The organism is Marinomonas sp. 5E14-1 (assembly GCF_039939215.1).
In the GTDB taxonomy this organism is placed as follows: domain Bacteria; phylum Pseudomonadota; class Gammaproteobacteria; order Pseudomonadales; family Marinomonadaceae; genus Marinomonas.
The window spans coordinates 1-17,866 of record NZ_JBDXMW010000007.1; the positions used below are offsets into that span (position 1 = coordinate 1).

Sequence of the window (17,866 nt, forward strand, 5' to 3'; positions counted from 1 at the left end):
TGTTGATAACGACATAAATCTCTAGTTTTACAAATTAATGCAGAATACTGCGGCGAGGGAACAATACCAAAAATAACCGACTGTAGAAATAAAATAATGTTTAAAAGTTGTATTGTTGACAATCTACAGTTGACAATATTTTTATGAGGTTTTACTCTGAATTGGTTAATTTTGATCTGAAAAGGTTAAAACAATCATTGAATTCTTGGAGTAAGGTTATGTCATCCCATTCTTTTAGCGCTCATTCAGCTGATGAAGATGTAAGAAATGAATCAATTAAAGTGTATGTAAATGGAGAACTACTTCCCAAAAAAGAGGCCGTGGTTTCCGTTTATGACAGTGGTTTCATGTTGGGGGATGGTATCTGGGAGGGGCTTCGAGTTTACAACGGAAAAATAGCCTTCTTGAATGATCATCTAGACCGTTTATACGATTCGGCAAAAGTGTTGGATTTTGAGTTAGATCTTACTCGTGAAGAATTAACGCAAGCTTTATATAATACTCTTGCTGAAAACGAAATGACCCATGATGCTCATTTGCGATTAATGGTGACCAGGGGCCGTAAAAAACATCCATTCCAAGATCCTAAGTTAAGTGTTTACGGTCCGACGACAGTTATTATAGCTGAGCATAGCAAACCCAGTGCAACAGTGCTTGAAAACGGTATGACCTTGTTCACGGTGCATGTGGTTCGTGGTATGCCGAATAGCCAAGACCCAAAGTTAAACTCTCACAGTAAACTCAATTGTATTACGGCGCTGACTCATGCCCAGAAAGCAGGGGCAGATGAAGCTTTAATGCTTGACCCTCAAGGTTTTGTCGCGACTTGTAATTCAACAAACTTCTTTATTGTCCGTAAAGGCGAAGTGTGGACGTCTACCAGTAAATACTGCATGAACGGTATTACTCGTCAGAAAGTAATTGACCTTTGTGCGGCAAATAACATTCCAGTTGTTGAAAAAGATTTTTCATTATTTGAAGTATATGGCGCAGATGAAGCTTTCGTGACAGGTACTTTTGGTGGCCAAACACCCGTTGTGAAAATTGATGGCCGCACAGTTGGTGATGGCAAGCCAGGTCCAATGGTGAACCGTATTCGTGAATTGTATAAGGCATTAGTGGCGGAATCGTAGTCCTTTTATAGGGAAACTAGGGGGTAATGTGGCTGAACAAAGTGAACTAGAAAAAAAGATTCTTGTTGTTGGTGGTGGCCGAATGGGTTCTGCCATTTTAAATGGTTGGTTGCAGCAAGGTATGACTCCGAGTTCTATTTATTTAATCGATCGAGGTCTTGAAACACTAGAAGGCTTTAAAGATAAAGGGGTTCATACCTTTCAGAATGTTGAAGAAGTGCCAGCAGGTATCACTTTTGATGTGTTTTTATTGGCACTTAAACCACAAGTCATTATTCAGCAAGTGACGGAATTTAATCGTTTGATTTCTGATTCAACTTGCTTGGTTTCAGTAGCGGCTGGAATCATGGTGGCAACATTAAAGCAGATGCTTCCTAATGCAAAAAATGTTGTTCGTGTGATGCCAAATACCCCGGCAATGATTGGCAAAGGTGTAATGGTTGGTTATTCCGATAAACAGGCTGAGTTTGTGAAGTTGATAGAAGGTTTGTTTTCTACTTTGGGGCGTTTTTTTTGGATTGCAGATGAACAACAGATGCATGCGGTGACTGCTATTAGTGGTAGTGGCCCAGCATATTTGTTTTATTTTGCCCAGTGCTTTGTTGAGTCGGCCAAAACACTTGGTTTAGATGAAAACCTAGCGCAGGAATTGGCTTTGGAAACGGTGATTGGTGCTGCCAATTTGATCGAGCAAAGTGATGATGATGTTGAAATATTGCGTAAAAATGTTACGAGCCCGAATGGTACTACGCAAGCAGGGTTAGAAGCATTGATGGCCGATTCGATACTGAAACAGCTAATGGAAGCGTGCTGTCAACAAGCCGCAAAAAGGAGTGTGGAACTGTCATAAAAGTTCGTTGAACTTTATATGCTTTGTATTAATAAAAGAATCACAGCTTGATATTCAGGTTGTGATCCCTAAAAGAAATTGCATAAAGCAATTCTATGAGCTTTTGCTCAACTAAAAAATCACAAAAGAAACGAGGTAATTACCTAATGAATAAATTAAAAAGTAAGTTAGTAAGTACGGCAGCAGGTGTTATTCTTGCCAGTGGTCTTAGCTCTACATCTACTATAGCAGCAGAAGTTGAGCATTTTTCAATTGGTACAGCAGGTCAAACGGGTGTGTATTACGTCGTTGGACAATCTATTTGTCGTATGGTTAATGGTAACTCTAAAGACCATAATTTACGTTGTTCTGCACCGTCAACAGGTGGTTCGATTGCTAACATAAATTCGATTCGTTCTGGTGGTTTAAACTTTGGTACAGTTCAGTCTGACTGGCAGTATCATGCTTATAACGGCACATCAAATTTTAAAGATGCAGGTCCATATAAAGGCTTAAGAGCGGTTTTCTCTCTTCACTCTGATATTTTCACTTTGGTGACTCGTGCGGATGCAAACATCAAGTCTTTTGATGACTTAAAAAACAAGCGTGTCAATGTTGGGAACCCAGGTTCTGGTCAACGTGCAACCATGTTAACACTCATGGAAGAAGGCGGTATGACGTTGTCTGATTTTAGATTAGCGGGTGAACTTAAATCTGCTGAACAGTCACAAGCTCTTTGTGATAACAAAGTAGATGCTTTTGTTATGGTAGCTGGCCACCCAGTGGCAAACGTGAAAGAAGCGACGAGTACATGTGATACTCATATTATTGATGTTACTGGTGATGCGGTTGATCGTTTATTGTCAAAATATTCTTACTACAGTCCTGCCATTATCCCTGGTGGAATGTATGAAGGCACACCAAATGACGTTAATACTTATGGTCTAAAAGCGACTTTGGTCTCCTCTACAGAAACGTCTGATGAGGTGGTTTACAATACAGTGAAAGCTGTATTTGAAAACTTTGATCGTTTTAAACGCTTACATCCTGCTTTTGCTAATTTAGATCCTCAAGAAATGATCCATGCAGGTTTGACAGCTCCTCTTCATGATGGCGCTGTTAAGTACTATAAAGAACGAGGTTGGATAGAATAAGCTAATATTTTATCTCTATTTGTTAGTGCCGAGCATTATTGCTCGGCAGCTTTAAAGAGTACTCATCTGGAGCTGGGTTATGAGTGTTGTAAAAAAGAGCAATAGCTCGACTGATTTAGATGAATTGGTCTCATCAACCGATATGGGCGGCCGAAAGCCTGAAGGGTTACAGCTAAAAATTCTTCTGAGTGTGGCGTTTCTATGGGCTTGTTTCCAGCTATGGATAGCTTCTCCTTTTCCTTATTTAATCGATACGGATTTACTACGCTGGAATAGTAATCAGGCAAGATCCATCCACTTAATGTTTGCGGTATTTCTTGTTTTTTTAAGTTTTCCTTTTGGTAGTCGTTCTTCTACGAAAAAAATACCTGTTATCGATTGGTGTATTGCAGTCGTTGCAAGTCTGTGTGCTTCTTATTATCTCCTTGAATACCAAAGTATTGCGACTCGTGTTGGCGCGCCAATTTTGCAGGATGTTATTGTTGCATGTATTGGAATCCCCCTATTGTTTGAAGCAGCACGACGAAGTCTTGGTATTACGTTGCCATTAATTGCGATTGTATTTTTACTTTATAACTTCTTTGGTAACTATATGCCGGAGATGATTGCTCATAAGGGTTTCAATCTTTATGAAGTCGTTAATCATCAATGGATTACTACGGAAGGTGTGTTTGGTATTGCCCTTGGCGTTTCAACCGATTTTGTGTTTTTGTTTGTTCTATTTGGTGCATTACTCGATAAAGCCGGAGCAGGAAATTACTTCATTCAACTGGCTTTTTCTTGTTTAGGCCATTTTAGAGGTGGCCCAGCAAAAGCTGCTGTAGTGGCGTCTGGACTTACAGGCTTGATCTCTGGTTCTTCTATTGCCAATGTTGTGACAACGGGTACGTTTACGATTCCAATGATGAAGAAAGTTGGTTTCTCCGCTGAGAAAGCAGGTGCAGTTGAAGTGGCTTCTTCTGTTAATGGCCAGATTATGCCACCTGTGATGGGGGCTGCGGCTTTCTTGATGGTTGAGTATGTAGGCATTAGTTATTTAGATGTCATTAAACATGCTTTTTTACCTGCGCTTATTTCATATATTGGCTTGGTCTACATTGTTCATATTGAAGCTTTGAAAGCGAACATGCAGGGAATTCCTCGTCCTGCTTCACGAGCAAATTTTGTACGTACTTTGGCATCGTTTTTATTTGGCTTTTTAAGCTTCTGCTTCTTAAGTGCCGTTGTGTATTATGCTTTAGGGTGGATGAAAGTGGTATTAGGAGATGCGTCTAGTTACGTGATTTCGGTACTTATTTTGCTCAGCTATGTGATGTTGTTATTCTTCGCAAGCAAGTTACCAAAGCTGAATGATACAGGGGACCAAGATTTAGAATCTTTACCGTTACCTAGTCAAATCTTTCAATCCGGAATGTACTATCTTTTGCCTGTCATTGTTTTGGTTTGGTGTTTAATGGTTGAGCGCCTTAGCCCCGGTTTGAGTGCATTTTGGGCGGCTTTATTGACCATTTTTATTATTGTGACAAAGCCGTACCTTGAAAGTGTATTTCGAGATGAAAAACAGGCTTCGTTATTGAGTGGCGTAAAAGATTTATTTGATGGCATGGTGTCTGGTGCTCGCAATATGGCAAGCATTTCTATCGCAACAGCAACCGCTGGTGTGATTGTTGGTGTGGTTTCTCAAACCAGTGTAGGAGCTGTATTAGCTGATGTAGTAGAAGTGTTGTCTTTTGGCAATATCACTTTGATGCTTATTTTGGTTGCCATTTTATGCATGGTTTTGGGGATGGGCTTACCAACAACTGCGAATTATATTGTTGTATCTTCCTTGATGGCGACAGTCATTGTAGAAGTTGGGGCGTCGAATGGGTTGATTGTTCCACTCATCGCAGTGCATTTGTTTGTCTTTTATTTTGGCTTAATGGCTGATGTGACTCCACCGGTCGGTTTGGCGTCTTTTGCCGCAGCCGCTGTGTCGGGAGGAAGGCCCATTCAAACAGGCATTATTGCGTTTAAATATGCATTGCGTACCGCGATTCTTCCTTTCTTATTTATTTTTAACTCTGATTTGTTGCTAATTGATGTAACGATTGCTCAAGGAATCTTCATATTCATTATTGCGACGCTTGCTATGTTGATTTTTACTGCTGCTACTCAAGGTTACTTTCTTGTAAAAAGTAATAAGTGGGAAACGGCATTGCTCTTGTTGATTGCATTCAGTATTTTCCGTCCTAACTTTTGGATTGATAAAATAGTGGAGCCGTATCGTTATATGGCTATGTCGGAGTTCTTGCAGCAAGGTGACTCTGTGACTGAAGGTATGCCATTGAGAGTTCATGTTTCTGAGCAGAACTATTCAGGTGAAACAGAAAGCTCAATCCACATGATCATCACCCGTGAGTCTAACGATATAGAAACGGTCATGAAGAATGCAGGCCTTAACCTTTATGTAAGTGGTGACACAATCGAGATAGATAGTGTAGATATTGGCAGTGATGCTTATGAAGCTGGATTTGAACCTTTTCAAATGATAGAAGGCTTAGAAGTAGCGAATAAGCAGCCATCAAAAGCCTTTGTTTATATTCCTAGTCTCTTACTTTTACTGTTGGTCGTGGTTATTCAACGGCGTCGAAAACAATAAGTTTTAGTCCGTCCGGGGACTTTTTTAGGGCAACATTTTATGTTGCCCATTTTTTATTCTTGAAAAGTGCGACTTATGAAAACAACAGGTTTTCCATTCTTGAGATGGAGAAAAATCGTCAATAAAAATAGTCTTAAAGCTGATAGCATCGCCGGGCTGACAGGGGCTTTTTTAGTGATTCCCCAAGGAATTGCGTATGCTCTTATTGCTGGTTTACCTGCAGAGTTTGGCCTCTATGCTGCTATTTTCTCAGCTGTGATTGCGTCTTTCTTTGGATCTTCTATGCATATGGTTTCGGGGCCAACAGCCGCGCTTTCTATTGTATCCGCCATTATTATCGAAAAAACGCTTGGTGCGTCTCAATTATCCTATTTGTCTTTGATGTTTATTCTGACGTTTTTAGTTGGAGCTTTTCAGCTGGCGTTTTCCTTTTTACGTTTTGGCTTTCTAGTGAATTTTATTTCTCATGCGGTTGTACAAGGCTTTACCGCAGGTGCTGCTTTATTGATTGCCGTGAGTCAATTAGGCAATTTTTTAGGCTTACCAAAGGTTAGAGGTTCTAGTTTTATAGAATACCTTCAATTGGTTGCTAAATATTGGGAGTCGATAAATACACCATCACTTATCATTGGTCTTGCGACGATTTTTAGTGCGGTCATACTGAAGTATTGGCTAAAAAACATTCCCTATTTACTTGGGAGTATGCTGATTGGAGCTTGCGTATGTTTATTTTTATTTGATCCCGCGCAGGACCAAATTGATATGATTAAAGCCCTACCAAAAGGGCTTCCTTCTTTAGTTATACCGGACTTTGATTTGGATACTGTGTTTCTATTGAGCTCAGGAGCGTTGTCTATTGCCATTTTAGGCTTAATTGAAGCGGTTGCTATTGCTCGTTCTATTGCCATGCGGTCAAAACAAGCCATTAATGGTAATCAAGAGTTCTATGGGCAAGGTTTATCGAATTGTGTCGGGGCTTTTTTTCAGTGTTATCCAAGCTCTGGATCTTTTACCCGATCAGGTGGGAATTATGATGCCGGTGCAAAAACGCCGTTCGCTATATTATTTTCAGCTTTAATTGTGTTAGGGGTTCTACTATTTCTACCTGATATTACGCAATATATTCCTGTGCCTGTAATGGCAGGCAGCATTTTGATTATCGCTTGGAATTTATTTGATGTATCAGGTTTTATTAAGCAAATGAAGGCACCGAAACCGGATGCTATTCCTTTTCTGTTGACCTTTTTGAGTACATTATTTTTACCGTTAGAAAGTGCTATTTATGTTGGTATTGTTGCTTCTCTTACTTTTTATCTTGCGAAGACTGCAAACCCTAAACTCACTGTGGTAGCACCTTATCAAGTAGAGGAGGGTATTCAACAAATGAAAAATGTAAACCGTTATGGCTTGCCTGAGTGTCCTGCAATTAAGATGGTTCGATTGGATGGTTCGATATTCTTTGGTGCAGCAGAGTCTTTTCAAGAGTCTATACGTTGTTTGGTTGAATCCAATGTAAAACGCCTTATCCTTATTTGTAAGGGAATGAACTTTGTTGATGTTACTGGTCAGCATACGCTTGCTGAAGAAATTGAAAGAATTCAACAAAGTGGCGGCACTATTTTTTTTAGTTCGCTAAAAGGTAATACTCTTGACGATTTTACAGATGATAAGTTGCAGTCCTTATTGAAAAGTGGCGTGCTGAAAGATTCGACAAAAAACGCTATTTCAGCAATGGTTGCACAAGTGCCTGCCGATGTTTGTCAAACATGTGCGAACCGAGTTTTCCAAGAATGTCCTTCCAAGCCAAAATTGTAGCCGGCTGTAAAAATAAAACTTCCTCTTTCTCAATAGGTTAGAATAGGCGCTATAAGCAGAATAATCGGCAGTAGAGATAAAGCGATGGCGAGAGGAAGACCCAGTAAAAAGGCACACATTATTGATGCTGCTTGTGGTTTATTTTCTAAACAAGGTTATCAAAGCACCAGTATTGACCAAGTGGTGTTAGCAGCAGAAGTGTCAAAACCGACAGTTTACAGTAATTTTCCAACTAAACTTGTTTTGTGGGAAACTGTGCTTGAGTCTCTTATTGAGCATGCCAAGAAAGACATGAATGCTTGCTTGTGCTGTTTAGAAGAAGGCAATGATTCGATCTTCACCAAAGGTTGGGTAAGTCTTTGGCAAACCTGGGTTGGGAAACCTGAACGTTTGGCTGTATATCGAGTTTTATTGGGTGAACAGCATAAAATGGAAGCGTCAACGCGTGTGTTGTTTGATCAATTTGAAACGGTGTTAGAGGCCATTTTGAAACGCTGGGTTAAAGACTGTCATGTGTCGCAAGATTCATTTTTTTTGTTGAAAGCCATCAGTAAAGAGGCGCTATTAATGCCAGTGTTGTTAAACCAAACTCGCATGAGTTCAGAACAGCTCTCTCTGCTTGTGGAAAAGGTGATTGCTACCAAAGAGTAATATTTAATGATAGCTTGATTGTGATCCTAATAGAGAGTGAAAATTGTTTCATTACTTTTGAGGAGCCATCATACATCACATCGAAGAAGAGAAAATTTCGATAGAGCATGACGCAGCCAAATTGTTTATGCGTTGTTATGAGTGTAATACGAACAAGCCCATTTGGCACAATGATCCTATGCGTCCAGACGTTTCTTGCCTATTTGAAGGTGAGCGTTTGGGTATTGAAATTGCTCATCTCTATGGCTCAGAAGAGGAAGCTATGGAAGTGCTAGGGTGAGATCTCAGTGAGAAAACCAAGCAAATATTAATGCTGCTTAAAGAAGAACTTGTCGATGAACGACTGCTCAAATCCCTAAACCATATTTTAGAAAACAAATCGCGCAAACGTTATAAAACAGAGCGAGTTTGGTTCGTCATTCGCAATACCCACCCAGCTTGGAAACAAGAAGACATCAAAGCTTTAGAGCACCTTATCACAATGTTTCTTTAAGGTAAGTGCCTGCATCAAATGACTATTCGTTAACCTATTTAAAAATTTGACATGAGAGCTTTTATCTTTCTGGTAAGTATCTGAGATTTATAATTGTGGTGCGGTCAGAAATCTGACTGTCTAATGATAACCGAGTAAATAAACGCCTTGGTATAATTTAATATGCTGTGCCAATATTGTATGCAGTGAATACGAAACATGGTTCATAGTGGCTAAGGTCTTCTGTCATTACTTGCTTTGGGATAAAAAGGCTTAGTAACACTTTCTAATTGATCGAAAGGCATTAATTCATTTATGAGAGGAGGGAAATTTACGACACTTATTGTTGTATCCACTGATAGTAAATGAGACTTATTCATATAGTTCTTAGTTGCTGTGTGGCTCTTTTGGAGTGATTGAGTCGACAACTTATCCAATGATAAATGTATTTAATCGCTCTAAATACAATGAAAGTCGCTGAAACATGATCAGTACTTTAATCTATTTTAGTTATCTGATGATGAGTGAGAAAATGTATGGGCGTTATTACAAAACACAACACGATGGGGCTATTAATATACGTCAAAAGAGTATTAGAATACATTAAAGGACTATCAATATGCTTTGTTTTATAAGATCATTTACAGATTGAAGAATGTTTGAATTCTAATGTTGGGATTAAATTTTATGCTGAATAATTTAAAAATAGCACACAAAATATCTATATTGACGTTGGCTCAAATTATAGTGGTTACTATGCTGGGCACAATGACATTGTCACAAATGAAAAATATAGGTAAAGAGGTTGTTGATATTGCAGAAATTGACGTTCCATTAACAAATATGCTCACTACCATTGCTGAACATCAACTTCAACAAGTGATTTCATTTGAGAGAAGTGCATTTGAAGCTTCTTTAATATTGGCAGGGAAAGGAAAGCAGGAAGCTGTTTTACGTGAGGTTGAAGCATCTAAAAAACTAGCAGGTAAAATTGAAAAAGAGATAAAAGAAGCAAATTTATTGGTGGAAAATGCAGTTGAAAATGCACAAACTCAATTTACTGAAGATAAGTTTTCTGACTTTAGTAAGGTTTTGAAAACAATCGAAGAACATTACATTACTTTATATAATGAAACAGAGACTATTACTGGAAAAATAGTAAATGGTGAAGTGTTGGATTTTATTGATGAAATTCATTTGCTTGAAAAACATCAGGAAGAGTTTGACCATGAATTATTGAGTGCTTTACATCAGATTCAAGCTTTTACAGCAACTTCGGCTAAGCATGCAGAAGAATACGAACTTAACGCGATCTATATGATTTCAGTAGGTTTAGTGATATCTATTATTGTTTCCATATTGTTGAGTATGATTATTGGGCGGATTATCACGAAACCAATTATTGAGCTGAAGAATCAACTGGAAGAGGTATCCAATGGTGATGGTGACCTTACAGTTCGACTTAATAAAATAGGTAAGGATGAGGTAGCATCAGTTTCTCGTTCGTTTGATAGATTTGTTGAAAAACTGTCTGTGACTATGTTGCAAATAGGGACATCTAGTGTTGCATTACAAGAGTTGTCTAAGATTTCTGTTGATCTAATGAATCAAAATGATAAGAACATACAAGAGCAAGGTCATGAAACAGAAATGGTTACGCATGCCGTTACTGAAATGAGCCTTGCGACGGATGAAATATCTCAAAGTACAGCTAAAGCCTCGAATCTTGCGGAAAAGGTAAAACACAGCGTTGAAGAAGGTAAAGATAGTGCTGCGACAACGCAAAAGATCATTAATCAAATGGCTCATGAAGTATCTAAGACTTCAAATGATTTAGAAGCGCTTGCTGAAGAAACAGAAAATATAGGTACGGTTTTAGAAGCGATTCAAGGTATTGCTGAACAAACCAATTTACTGGCTTTGAATGCGGCTATTGAAGCTGCTCGTGCAGGGGAAACAGGTCGAGGTTTTGCGGTTGTTGCGGATGAAGTTCGTACTCTAGCTCAGCGTACTCAAGAGGCGACAGTAAGTATCCAAGCTCTAATTGAAAAATTACAATTAGGTGCAAAAGATGCCGTTGCTAGCATGTTGGCAGGTAATCAAAAAACGGAAGAATGTTTAAAATACAGTAATGAAACCGTTAGCATCTTTAATGAAGCCTTTGAAGCTGTGAATAGTATTTCCGACTTAAATATACAAATTGCTGCTGCAGTTGAAGAGCAATCTCAAGTGGCGAAAGATATCCATAAGAGTGTTGATAATATCCAAGAAATATCTATAAATACCACAAAAGGCACACAGAAGTGCTCTGAAGCCAATGGTAGTATGGCGATCAGTATTAACGAGTTAAATCAAAGTATACAGCAATTTAAAGTATAAGCGGTCGTATAACATGTGAAGGCAATGCCTTCACATGTTATTGTGTTTTGACTTCAGCGCTTATGTACGCATTGTCCTGCTGAGTAGGTGGCTTGTATAGCTCTGTCATCGCCAATGGTCATTAGAACAAACAAAGACTCTTCAATGCCTTTCGAAAGTGCCAATCGTGACTCCAATAATGGTGTGCCTTTGGTGTCTAAAATAAGAAAGTCCGCTTCTGTTCCCACTGCAAGGTTACCAATTTTATCTTCTAAGCGAAGAGCTTTTGCCCCGCCTAGTGTGGCAAGGTAAAGAGATTTAATTGGGCTGAGATTTTCGTTTTGTAATTGAATCACCTTGTAAGCTTCATTCATAGTTTGTAACAAGGAGAAGCTGGTTCCGCCGCCCACGTCTGTACCTAACCCTACGTTAACGTTATGTTCTTCTGCTTTATTTAGCTTAAACAATCCGCTGCCGATAAATAAGTTGGATGTCGGGCAGAAAGAAATGGCTGAGCCTGTTTCGTGCAGTTTATGGTATTCGCTGTCACAAAGGTGAATGCCGTGAGCAAAGACTGAGCGTTCACTTAATAGTTTGTGTTGGTCATAAACGTCTAGGTAGTTTTTGCTGTCAGGAAACAGCTCTTGTACCCAAGCGCATTCGTCTTTGTTTTCAGAAAGGTGCGTGTGAAGGTAAACGTCGTCGTATTCGCTTAGCAATTTACCAGCGAATTGCAGCTGTTTGTCTGAGCTGGTAGGCGCGAAACGTGGTGTAATCGCGTAGTGCAAACGGCCTTTGTTGTGCCAAGCATCGATTAGCTCTTTACTTTCTTGGTAGCTGCTTTCTGGCGTGTCTGTTAAGTAATCTGGTGCGTTTCGATCCATCATCACCTTGCCACAAATCATACGAAGGTTATGCACTTCACTTGCTTCAAAAAAGGCGTCTACAGAGGCTTTATGAACCGTGCCGAAAACCAGTGCTGTGGTTGTTCCGTTGCGAAGTAACTCTTTTAGAAAACGGTCTGCCACATCGCGAGCATGGGCTTTGTTGCTGAATTTACTTTCTTCAGGGAAGGTATAAGTATTCAGCCAAGTTAGCAGCTGTTCGCCATAAGAACCGATCATATCGGTTTGAGGGTAATGAATGTGAGTGTCAATAAAGCCCGGTGTGATGATGGCATCAGGGTGATGTTCAACCACAAGGCTATTTGGTAAACCTGCTAATAAGGTGTTGGCGTCGCCAAGGGCGTGGATTTTATCATCTTCTACGACTAATAAACCGTCTTCGAAATACTCATAAGCCGCTTGTATGCCAACGTCTTTTGGATCTGCTATACAATGAACAATGGCGGCGCGCCAGGCTTTTAATTGGCTCATGATGCCTCTCTTTGATGTTTTATAAAATATAAGTTTGACCGAGTGGTTATACTTTAGCAGTTCTTGTCAATGCTTTCATTATGACTGAAAGCAAAGAGCATAAGATTCTTGTTGTCTATTGTTTGATAGGTAGGCGATAACTACTTTGATGCAGACAATCGAGTATGAATAGATCTAATAAAAAAGACAATGGCAACGCCTAAGGTATCGGCATAGAAATCGAGCCATTCACCGTAACGGTTAACACTTGGTTGTATCAACTCAATCGCACCTCCCCAAAAGATGATAAACAACGCCATATAAGTAAAACGCTTTATTGACCCGAAAGCACACATGAGCGCCCAGCCACCAAAGCCAATAATGTGATGAAGCTTGTCTGAGCCTGGTGCTGGAGGGAGGTTTTCCGCTGGTAAAAGTGTTGCCAAACTGATGATAAGCCCACCAATAATAAAACCGGCAATTTGAACTGCCGGAGAGCTTAAAAATTGATAGAAACAAGAGATTAATGCTTTCCCCATAACCATAAAGTCGTTTAGCGTAAAATACGCGCGCGAATATTTCGACCTTTGATCTTCTTGTTTTCTAATTCTTTGACGACTTTTTTAGCTACATCATTATCGACAGAAACATAAGCGCGGAAGTCGAAAATATCAATCTTACCTACTTGGTTTTTATCTAAACCTATGCCTGCTGTGAGCGCGCCAAGAATATCTCCAGGGCGTAGTTTGTTTTTACGGCCCGCATCAAATGAGATGGTGGTTTTCTGTGGGATTAAACGATAGTGAGCGTCTGCTTGTTCGAGTTCGATAAAATTTGCAGTGGTTGAAAAGCGCTCTTCAATGTCACGAACTTTGTAATCGTCTTTTGATGTCACCAGATTAACAGCAATACCGGCTGCACCGGCACGACCGGTTCGCCCAATACGGTGAGTATGAACGTCTGTATCGCGTGTTGTGTCGTAGTTCACAACAAGGTCAACTTCTTTCACGTCGATACCTCGAGCGGCAACATCTGTTGCTACTAGAACACAGCTGCTTTGGTTGCTGAAACGAACTAATACTTGGTCACGGTCTCTTTGTTCAAGGTCGCCATGAATGGCTTGCGCTGCGACTTTATGATCAATCAACCAGTCTGCTACTGCTTGACATTCTGCTTTTGTATTAGAGAAAACAATCGCTTGGCGTGGTTCAAAATGTTGCAGTGTGGCTAATAAGGTTTCGCACTTGTCCTTGTTTTCACTGCGAACAAAAAATTGTTCTATATTGGGCTTTAGGTCTTCATTTACTTCAATTTTGATGTTGATGGGCTTGTTTTGGAATTCCGCACTGATGGCTTCAATGTCGTCCCCGTAGGTAGCAGAGAACAACAAGGTTTGGCGATTACTTGGTGTTAACTCAACCACTTCTCGAATGCTGTCGACAAATCCCATGTCTAACATGCGATCTGCTTCATCAAGTACCAAAGTGTTTAGCGCATTCAATCGTAAAGTGCCTTTGCGAAGGTGCTCCATCAAACGCCCCGGCGTGCCGACAACTATGTGTGCACCGTGTTCCAAGGAGCCAATCTGTGGGCCAAAAGGCATACCACCACACAAACTCAATACTTTGATATTGTCTTGAAAACGAGCCACCTTACGAATTTCTTTTGAAACTTGGTCTGCCAATTCACGAGTCGGGCACATTACCAAAGCTTGTACACCGAAAAAACGGGGATTGATTTTTAGTAAAAGGCCAATAGCGAAGGCTAAGGTTTTTCCGCTGCCTGTTTGAGCTTGGGCAAGAATGTCTTTGCCATCAATAATCGGCGGTAAGCTTTGTTCCTGCACAGGCGTGAAAGAAGTGAACCCCATATCTGATAGCAAAGCAGTCAGTTTGGTTGGGAGAAGTTTGGTTAAAGTATGCTTAAATTGGGTCACAAAATGCCTGTCCAGAATATGAGTTGATGGGCGAAGGATAACAGAAATACAAAGTAAATACTTTTCTTCACCATTTATAGCGTGTTGGAGGAGAATTTTTTAGGTAAAGTAGTCGTTAAGGGAATGAAACAGTCACCTAAGTATTTTATTTATTAATAATAATGAGTCAATAATGATTACTTTAAAAAATTGCGCAAAAAGCAAAAAAGCCCATTATATGATTTTTCTTATTGTACTTTTGTGTGGCGTACTCGGCAGCATTGGCATCTATTTCGAGTCTGCAAATCACATAGAAAAAGATGAAAAATTTTCTAGCATGACCTTTGCTCGTCAGTTAAATGATGAGCTGCAAAAGTATTCATCTTATGCTTCCGCTATTGCTTCTTTAGTGCTATCTACCCGAGAGCAGATTACTCCAGAGCACTTTGCTCATTTTGCTCAAGGTCTATCAGCCCCTTCCGGTGTAGGTTTTCATTTTGCTCAATATGTCCCGAATAACAAACGAACCGAGTACGAGAACTCGCAAAAAAATATACTAGGAAATGACTTCACGATTCACCCTGAAGGCGATCGTAAGGAGTATTTACCAATTACATTAAGTTATCCGGATAAGCTTCCTTACGGCGCAGATATTTTGTCTCCTCTGTATAAATATTTGAGTGCGGTAAAAGCATCGCGAAGCTCTCTTACTTATACCTTGTCTGAACCCATGATTGTGTCCTTCCCTGGTTGGGCTGAAAGCACATTCTCTGATACTTTCGTAATAAGGCTGCCAGTATATTTACCTGTTGGGTTACGTGCAGGGAAAATAACTGCCCCATCAGGCTTTCATGGCATAGTTGGTGTGCACTTCAGAGTAGGTACGCTTCTCAAGAGCTCTGGTGCATTAAGCAGCCAAGATTTGCTTTACCGCATTGCCGATGTGACATTTAAAGGTGATCCAGTTTGGTTCTCAAGCTCGGCAAACGTCGCAGAGACTACTTGGGGTGATGGCGAGTACAATACGAATTATCTTTCTTTTGCTGGTCGCCAATGGCGAATCGATACAATTTATTCAGCTGATGCGAGGCCTAATATTTCATGGGGATATGTTATTAGTCCCTTTATTTTCTTTATGGTGCTTGCGTGTATTCTGGCTTTTTATACTAAAAAACTCTCTCTTATTTATCATTCAGCCTTGTCAGCGGCAGCTCAGCGTCTTGAGATTGATGAGCTGACAGGACTGTTGAGTCGTTACCGAGTACAACAAGTTCTTAATGAGTTAATGGTTGACTGTCAGAAAGAAGATAAATGGTTAGCAACATTGGTATTAGATCTAGATCATTTTAAAACGATCAACGACGCCTTTGGTCATGAGGTGGGCGATAAGTTGTTGGCAAAAGTGGCACAACGCTTGACGGCTTCTTTACCAAACGAAGCGATTATTGGCTATCTAGGAGGAGACGCTTTTCTTGCTATTGTCACCGAAAATGATGCTCAAGATACGGTGAAACTCAAAGAACTGGTTAAAGAAGTTATATTGCAAATTAGTCAAAGCTATTTTGTTGACAATCGTACTTTAAATATAGGCTGTTCGATAGGTGTGGCTTTGGCTCCAGACTTTGGTGCCGATGCTGTTACCCTGATAAAAAATGCTGATATGGCGGTTTATCAAGCGAAGAACTCTGGTCGAGCAACCTACCATTTTTATGATGGAGAAATGGGTAAAAAGCTGGTTCGCAATGTACGAATTGAATCTCGTTTGAGACATGCCTTGGCAAACGAAGAAATTGAATTACACTTTCAACCTAAAGTAGACATTGTGACTGAGCGTTGTGTCGGAATGGAAGCACTATTGCGTTGGAATGATGAAGAATTAGGTACTGTATCTCCGGCTGAATTTATACCTCTAGCTGAACAAACCGGCATTATCCTTCCTTTAGGTGAATGGGTTATTGAACAAGCACTCAGACATATTGTTGAGTGGCAAAAGCAAGGTATTTGTGTCCCGCCTATTGCTATTAACTGTTCTGCAGCTCAGTTGAAAAGAGTCGATTTTCTCCCTAAATTATTGGATTTATTAAATAGATATAAAGTGGATCCAGGCCTGTTAGAAATTGAAGTAACAGAATCTATTTTGATCGAAGATGCTGAAGGCTGCGCAGAATTGCTACGACAAATTAGCCGCTTAGGAATTAAGTTAGCTATTGATGATTTTGGTACTGGCTATTCAAGTTTGAGTTACTTAAAAGACCTACCTTTCGACTATATTAAGATCGATCAAGTCTTTATTAGGGACATAACCGAAGAGCATAATCATGCAGCATTAACGCATGCGATCATTGTTTTAAGCCATAACTTGAATTTAAAAGTGATTGCAGAAGGTATTACAAATACCGACCAGCTAATCATGCTGAAAAAGTTTGGTTGTGATATTGGTCAAGGTTACTTCTTTAGTAAAGCATTAGGCGCCAACTTAATGGGTACAGACCCTATGATACTTGCTTTGAATCAGCAAGACTCCCTTTAGCCTAAGAGCAGCTTTTCAGAGTAGGTAACGGAATAATAAAGATTTATAATGAGTTACTATTCCGTATTTTGTCTTTTAATGCTTCCCAAAACTGAGTGAGATTTGGGTTATGGTTTAGCTTGGAGCGATACAACCGGATCTCCAGTGGTATATGCCAATTCTCTTCCCCTGCAATGGCAATCTTTCCATAATTTAAAGTATCCGACATCAGACGTTGTGGAATCCAGCCAATACCATAACCTTCTTTTACCATGGCTTTTATGCTGACTGAATGATAATTCTCAGACAAAGTTTGCAGCTGTGGTATGTCTCTTTGTCTTTGTATATGGTGGTGAATAACAGGCTGTAAAAATGAGTTTTCATAGTAGCCAATATAGGGAAGAGGCTTACGTTTTGTACCTGGTAGGGTAAATTTTGGCTCCCCTGAATCATCTGTTGCGCTACATGGGATAAGCGTTTCTTGCGCTATAACAATGTGTTCATATTGTTCGTCATCAAGAGCGCGAATAAAATTAATAGCAGGGTGCCAATAACACAGCATGATATCGCATTGTTGATCCATTAATGAGTTAATAAAGTCGATACCTAGCCATGAACTTGATTTCATATTGATGTCCAAATCCATTTCTATAGACTGACAGAATGGCTCAATTACTTCTTTATAAAAACTCAAGAAGAGAGTTTGAGTGGTGACAAAGCGTACTTGAGATTCTTCTTGCTTTTTAATCTCCTGACAACGCTCTTTTGTGTCTCTGATTTGCCGAGTAATGAGCTCAGCACTTTGCAAAAAGACTTCGCCTGCTGGTGTTAGTGACAAAGGCAGAGTATTGCGGTTAATTAGAATAACGCGCATTTCTTCTTCGAGTAATTTGATACGTCGACTAAATGTTGGCTGCGTTACGTTCTGTTCGTCGGCCGCACGAGAAAAATGACGTGTTTTTGCGAGAGCAATAAAATCTTCAAGCCACCTTATTTCCATGTGACCTCCTTATAGAAAACAAGAGAAAACGAAT

Annotated in this window: 13 protein-coding genes; 9 read left to right on the top strand and 4 right to left on the bottom strand. The window is 39.8% G+C overall.

The features are described 5' to 3' along the window. The first annotated feature begins 218 nt into the window (after positions 1 to 218). The 8 genes from ABFY09_RS07785 (at position 219) to ABFY09_RS07820 (ending at position 11,074) form a co-directional block, all read left to right on the top strand. Positions 219 to 1,133, top strand: coding sequence for a D-amino acid aminotransferase (locus ABFY09_RS07785; protein ID WP_347983743.1), 915 nt, complete (start codon positions 219 to 221; stop codon positions 1,131 to 1,133). A 28-nt stretch (positions 1,134 to 1,161) separates the two neighbouring features. After that, a complete protein-coding gene (gene proC / locus ABFY09_RS07790) occupies positions 1,162 to 1,983 on the top strand; it encodes a pyrroline-5-carboxylate reductase (RefSeq protein WP_347983744.1) in 822 nt (273 codons plus the stop codon). 146 nt (positions 1,984 to 2,129) lie between these two features. Continuing rightward, a complete protein-coding gene (locus tag ABFY09_RS07795) occupies positions 2,130 to 3,116 on the top strand; it encodes a TAXI family TRAP transporter solute-binding subunit (protein ID WP_347983745.1) in 987 nt (328 codons plus the stop codon). 79 nt (positions 3,117 to 3,195) lie between these two features. Then, positions 3,196 to 5,757, top strand: a complete 2,562-nt coding sequence (locus ABFY09_RS07800; RefSeq protein WP_347983746.1) for a TRAP transporter permease — start codon at positions 3,196 to 3,198, stop codon at positions 5,755 to 5,757. A gap of 75 nt (positions 5,758 to 5,832) precedes the next feature. Further along, on the top strand, positions 5,833 to 7,572 hold the full coding sequence (locus ABFY09_RS07805; RefSeq protein WP_347983747.1) for a SulP family inorganic anion transporter: 1,740 nt from the start codon (positions 5,833 to 5,835) through the stop codon (positions 7,570 to 7,572). A gap of 84 nt (positions 7,573 to 7,656) precedes the next feature. Next, positions 7,657 to 8,223 (top strand): TetR/AcrR family transcriptional regulator, encoded by a 567-nt coding sequence (locus tag ABFY09_RS07810; RefSeq protein WP_347983748.1) that lies wholly within the window; start codon positions 7,657 to 7,659, stop codon positions 8,221 to 8,223. Between the two features lie 310 nt (positions 8,224 to 8,533). After that, entirely contained in the window at positions 8,534 to 8,716 is a 183-nt protein-coding gene (locus tag ABFY09_RS07815) for a hypothetical protein (protein WP_347983749.1), read from the top strand. A gap of 666 nt (positions 8,717 to 9,382) precedes the next feature. Then, a complete protein-coding gene (locus ABFY09_RS07820; RefSeq protein WP_347983750.1) occupies positions 9,383 to 11,074 on the top strand; it encodes a methyl-accepting chemotaxis protein in 1,692 nt (563 codons plus the stop codon). 53 nt (positions 11,075 to 11,127) lie between these two features. Here ABFY09_RS07820 and guaD read toward each other — a convergent pair whose 3' ends face one another. The 3 genes from guaD to dbpA all read right to left on the bottom strand — a co-directional run bounded on the left by guaD (position 11,128) and on the right by dbpA (position 14,344). Next, complete coding sequence (guaD, locus tag ABFY09_RS07825) at positions 11,128 to 12,429, bottom strand: guanine deaminase (protein WP_347983751.1); 1,302 nt, start codon at positions 12,427 to 12,429, stop codon at positions 11,128 to 11,130. Between the two features lie 140 nt (positions 12,430 to 12,569). Then, positions 12,570 to 12,947 carry a hypothetical protein gene (locus ABFY09_RS07830; protein WP_347983752.1) on the bottom strand — a complete coding sequence of 126 codons (378 nt, stop codon included), beginning with the start codon at positions 12,945 to 12,947 and terminating at the stop codon, positions 12,570 to 12,572. A gap of 14 nt (positions 12,948 to 12,961) precedes the next feature. Continuing rightward, a complete protein-coding gene (gene dbpA, locus ABFY09_RS07835) occupies positions 12,962 to 14,344 on the bottom strand; it encodes an ATP-dependent RNA helicase DbpA (protein WP_347983753.1) in 1,383 nt (460 codons plus the stop codon). Between the two features lie 172 nt (positions 14,345 to 14,516). Here dbpA and ABFY09_RS07840 point away from each other — a divergent pair, with 172 nt between their 5' ends. Further along, positions 14,517 to 16,853, top strand: a complete 2,337-nt coding sequence (locus ABFY09_RS07840) for an EAL domain-containing protein (RefSeq protein ID WP_347983754.1) — start codon at positions 14,517 to 14,519, stop codon at positions 16,851 to 16,853. 43 nt (positions 16,854 to 16,896) lie between these two features. Here the strand turns inward: ABFY09_RS07840 and ABFY09_RS07845 are convergent, their stop codons facing one another. Continuing rightward, a complete protein-coding gene (locus ABFY09_RS07845; protein ID WP_347983755.1) occupies positions 16,897 to 17,832 on the bottom strand; it encodes a LysR family transcriptional regulator in 936 nt (311 codons plus the stop codon). Positions 17,833 to 17,866: the final 34 nt, after the last annotated feature.

Coding starts and splice junctions, on each gene's coding strand:
- ABFY09_RS07785 (WP_347983743.1), top strand. CDS start 219: ATGTCATCCCATTCTTTTAGCGCTCATTCAGCTGATGAAGATGTAAGA.
- ABFY09_RS07795 (WP_347983745.1), top strand. CDS start 2,130: ATGAATAAATTAAAAAGTAAGTTAGTAAGTACGGCAGCAGGTGTTATT.
- ABFY09_RS07800 (WP_347983746.1), top strand. CDS start 3,196: ATGAGTGTTGTAAAAAAGAGCAATAGCTCGACTGATTTAGATGAATTG.
- ABFY09_RS07805 (WP_347983747.1), top strand. CDS start 5,833: ATGAAAACAACAGGTTTTCCATTCTTGAGATGGAGAAAAATCGTCAAT.
- ABFY09_RS07810 (WP_347983748.1), top strand. CDS start 7,657: ATGGCGAGAGGAAGACCCAGTAAAAAGGCACACATTATTGATGCTGCT.
- ABFY09_RS07815 (WP_347983749.1), top strand. CDS start 8,534: ATGCTGCTTAAAGAAGAACTTGTCGATGAACGACTGCTCAAATCCCTA.
- ABFY09_RS07820 (WP_347983750.1), top strand. CDS start 9,383: ATGCTGAATAATTTAAAAATAGCACACAAAATATCTATATTGACGTTG.
- guaD (WP_347983751.1), bottom strand. CDS start 12,429: ATGAGCCAATTAAAAGCCTGGCGCGCCGCCATTGTTCATTGTATAGCA.
- ABFY09_RS07830 (WP_347983752.1), bottom strand. CDS start 12,947: ATGGGGAAAGCATTAATCTCTTGTTTCTATCAATTTTTAAGCTCTCCG.
- ABFY09_RS07840 (WP_347983754.1), top strand. CDS start 14,517: ATGATTACTTTAAAAAATTGCGCAAAAAGCAAAAAAGCCCATTATATG.
- ABFY09_RS07845 (WP_347983755.1), bottom strand. CDS start 17,832: ATGGAAATAAGGTGGCTTGAAGATTTTATTGCTCTCGCAAAAACACGT.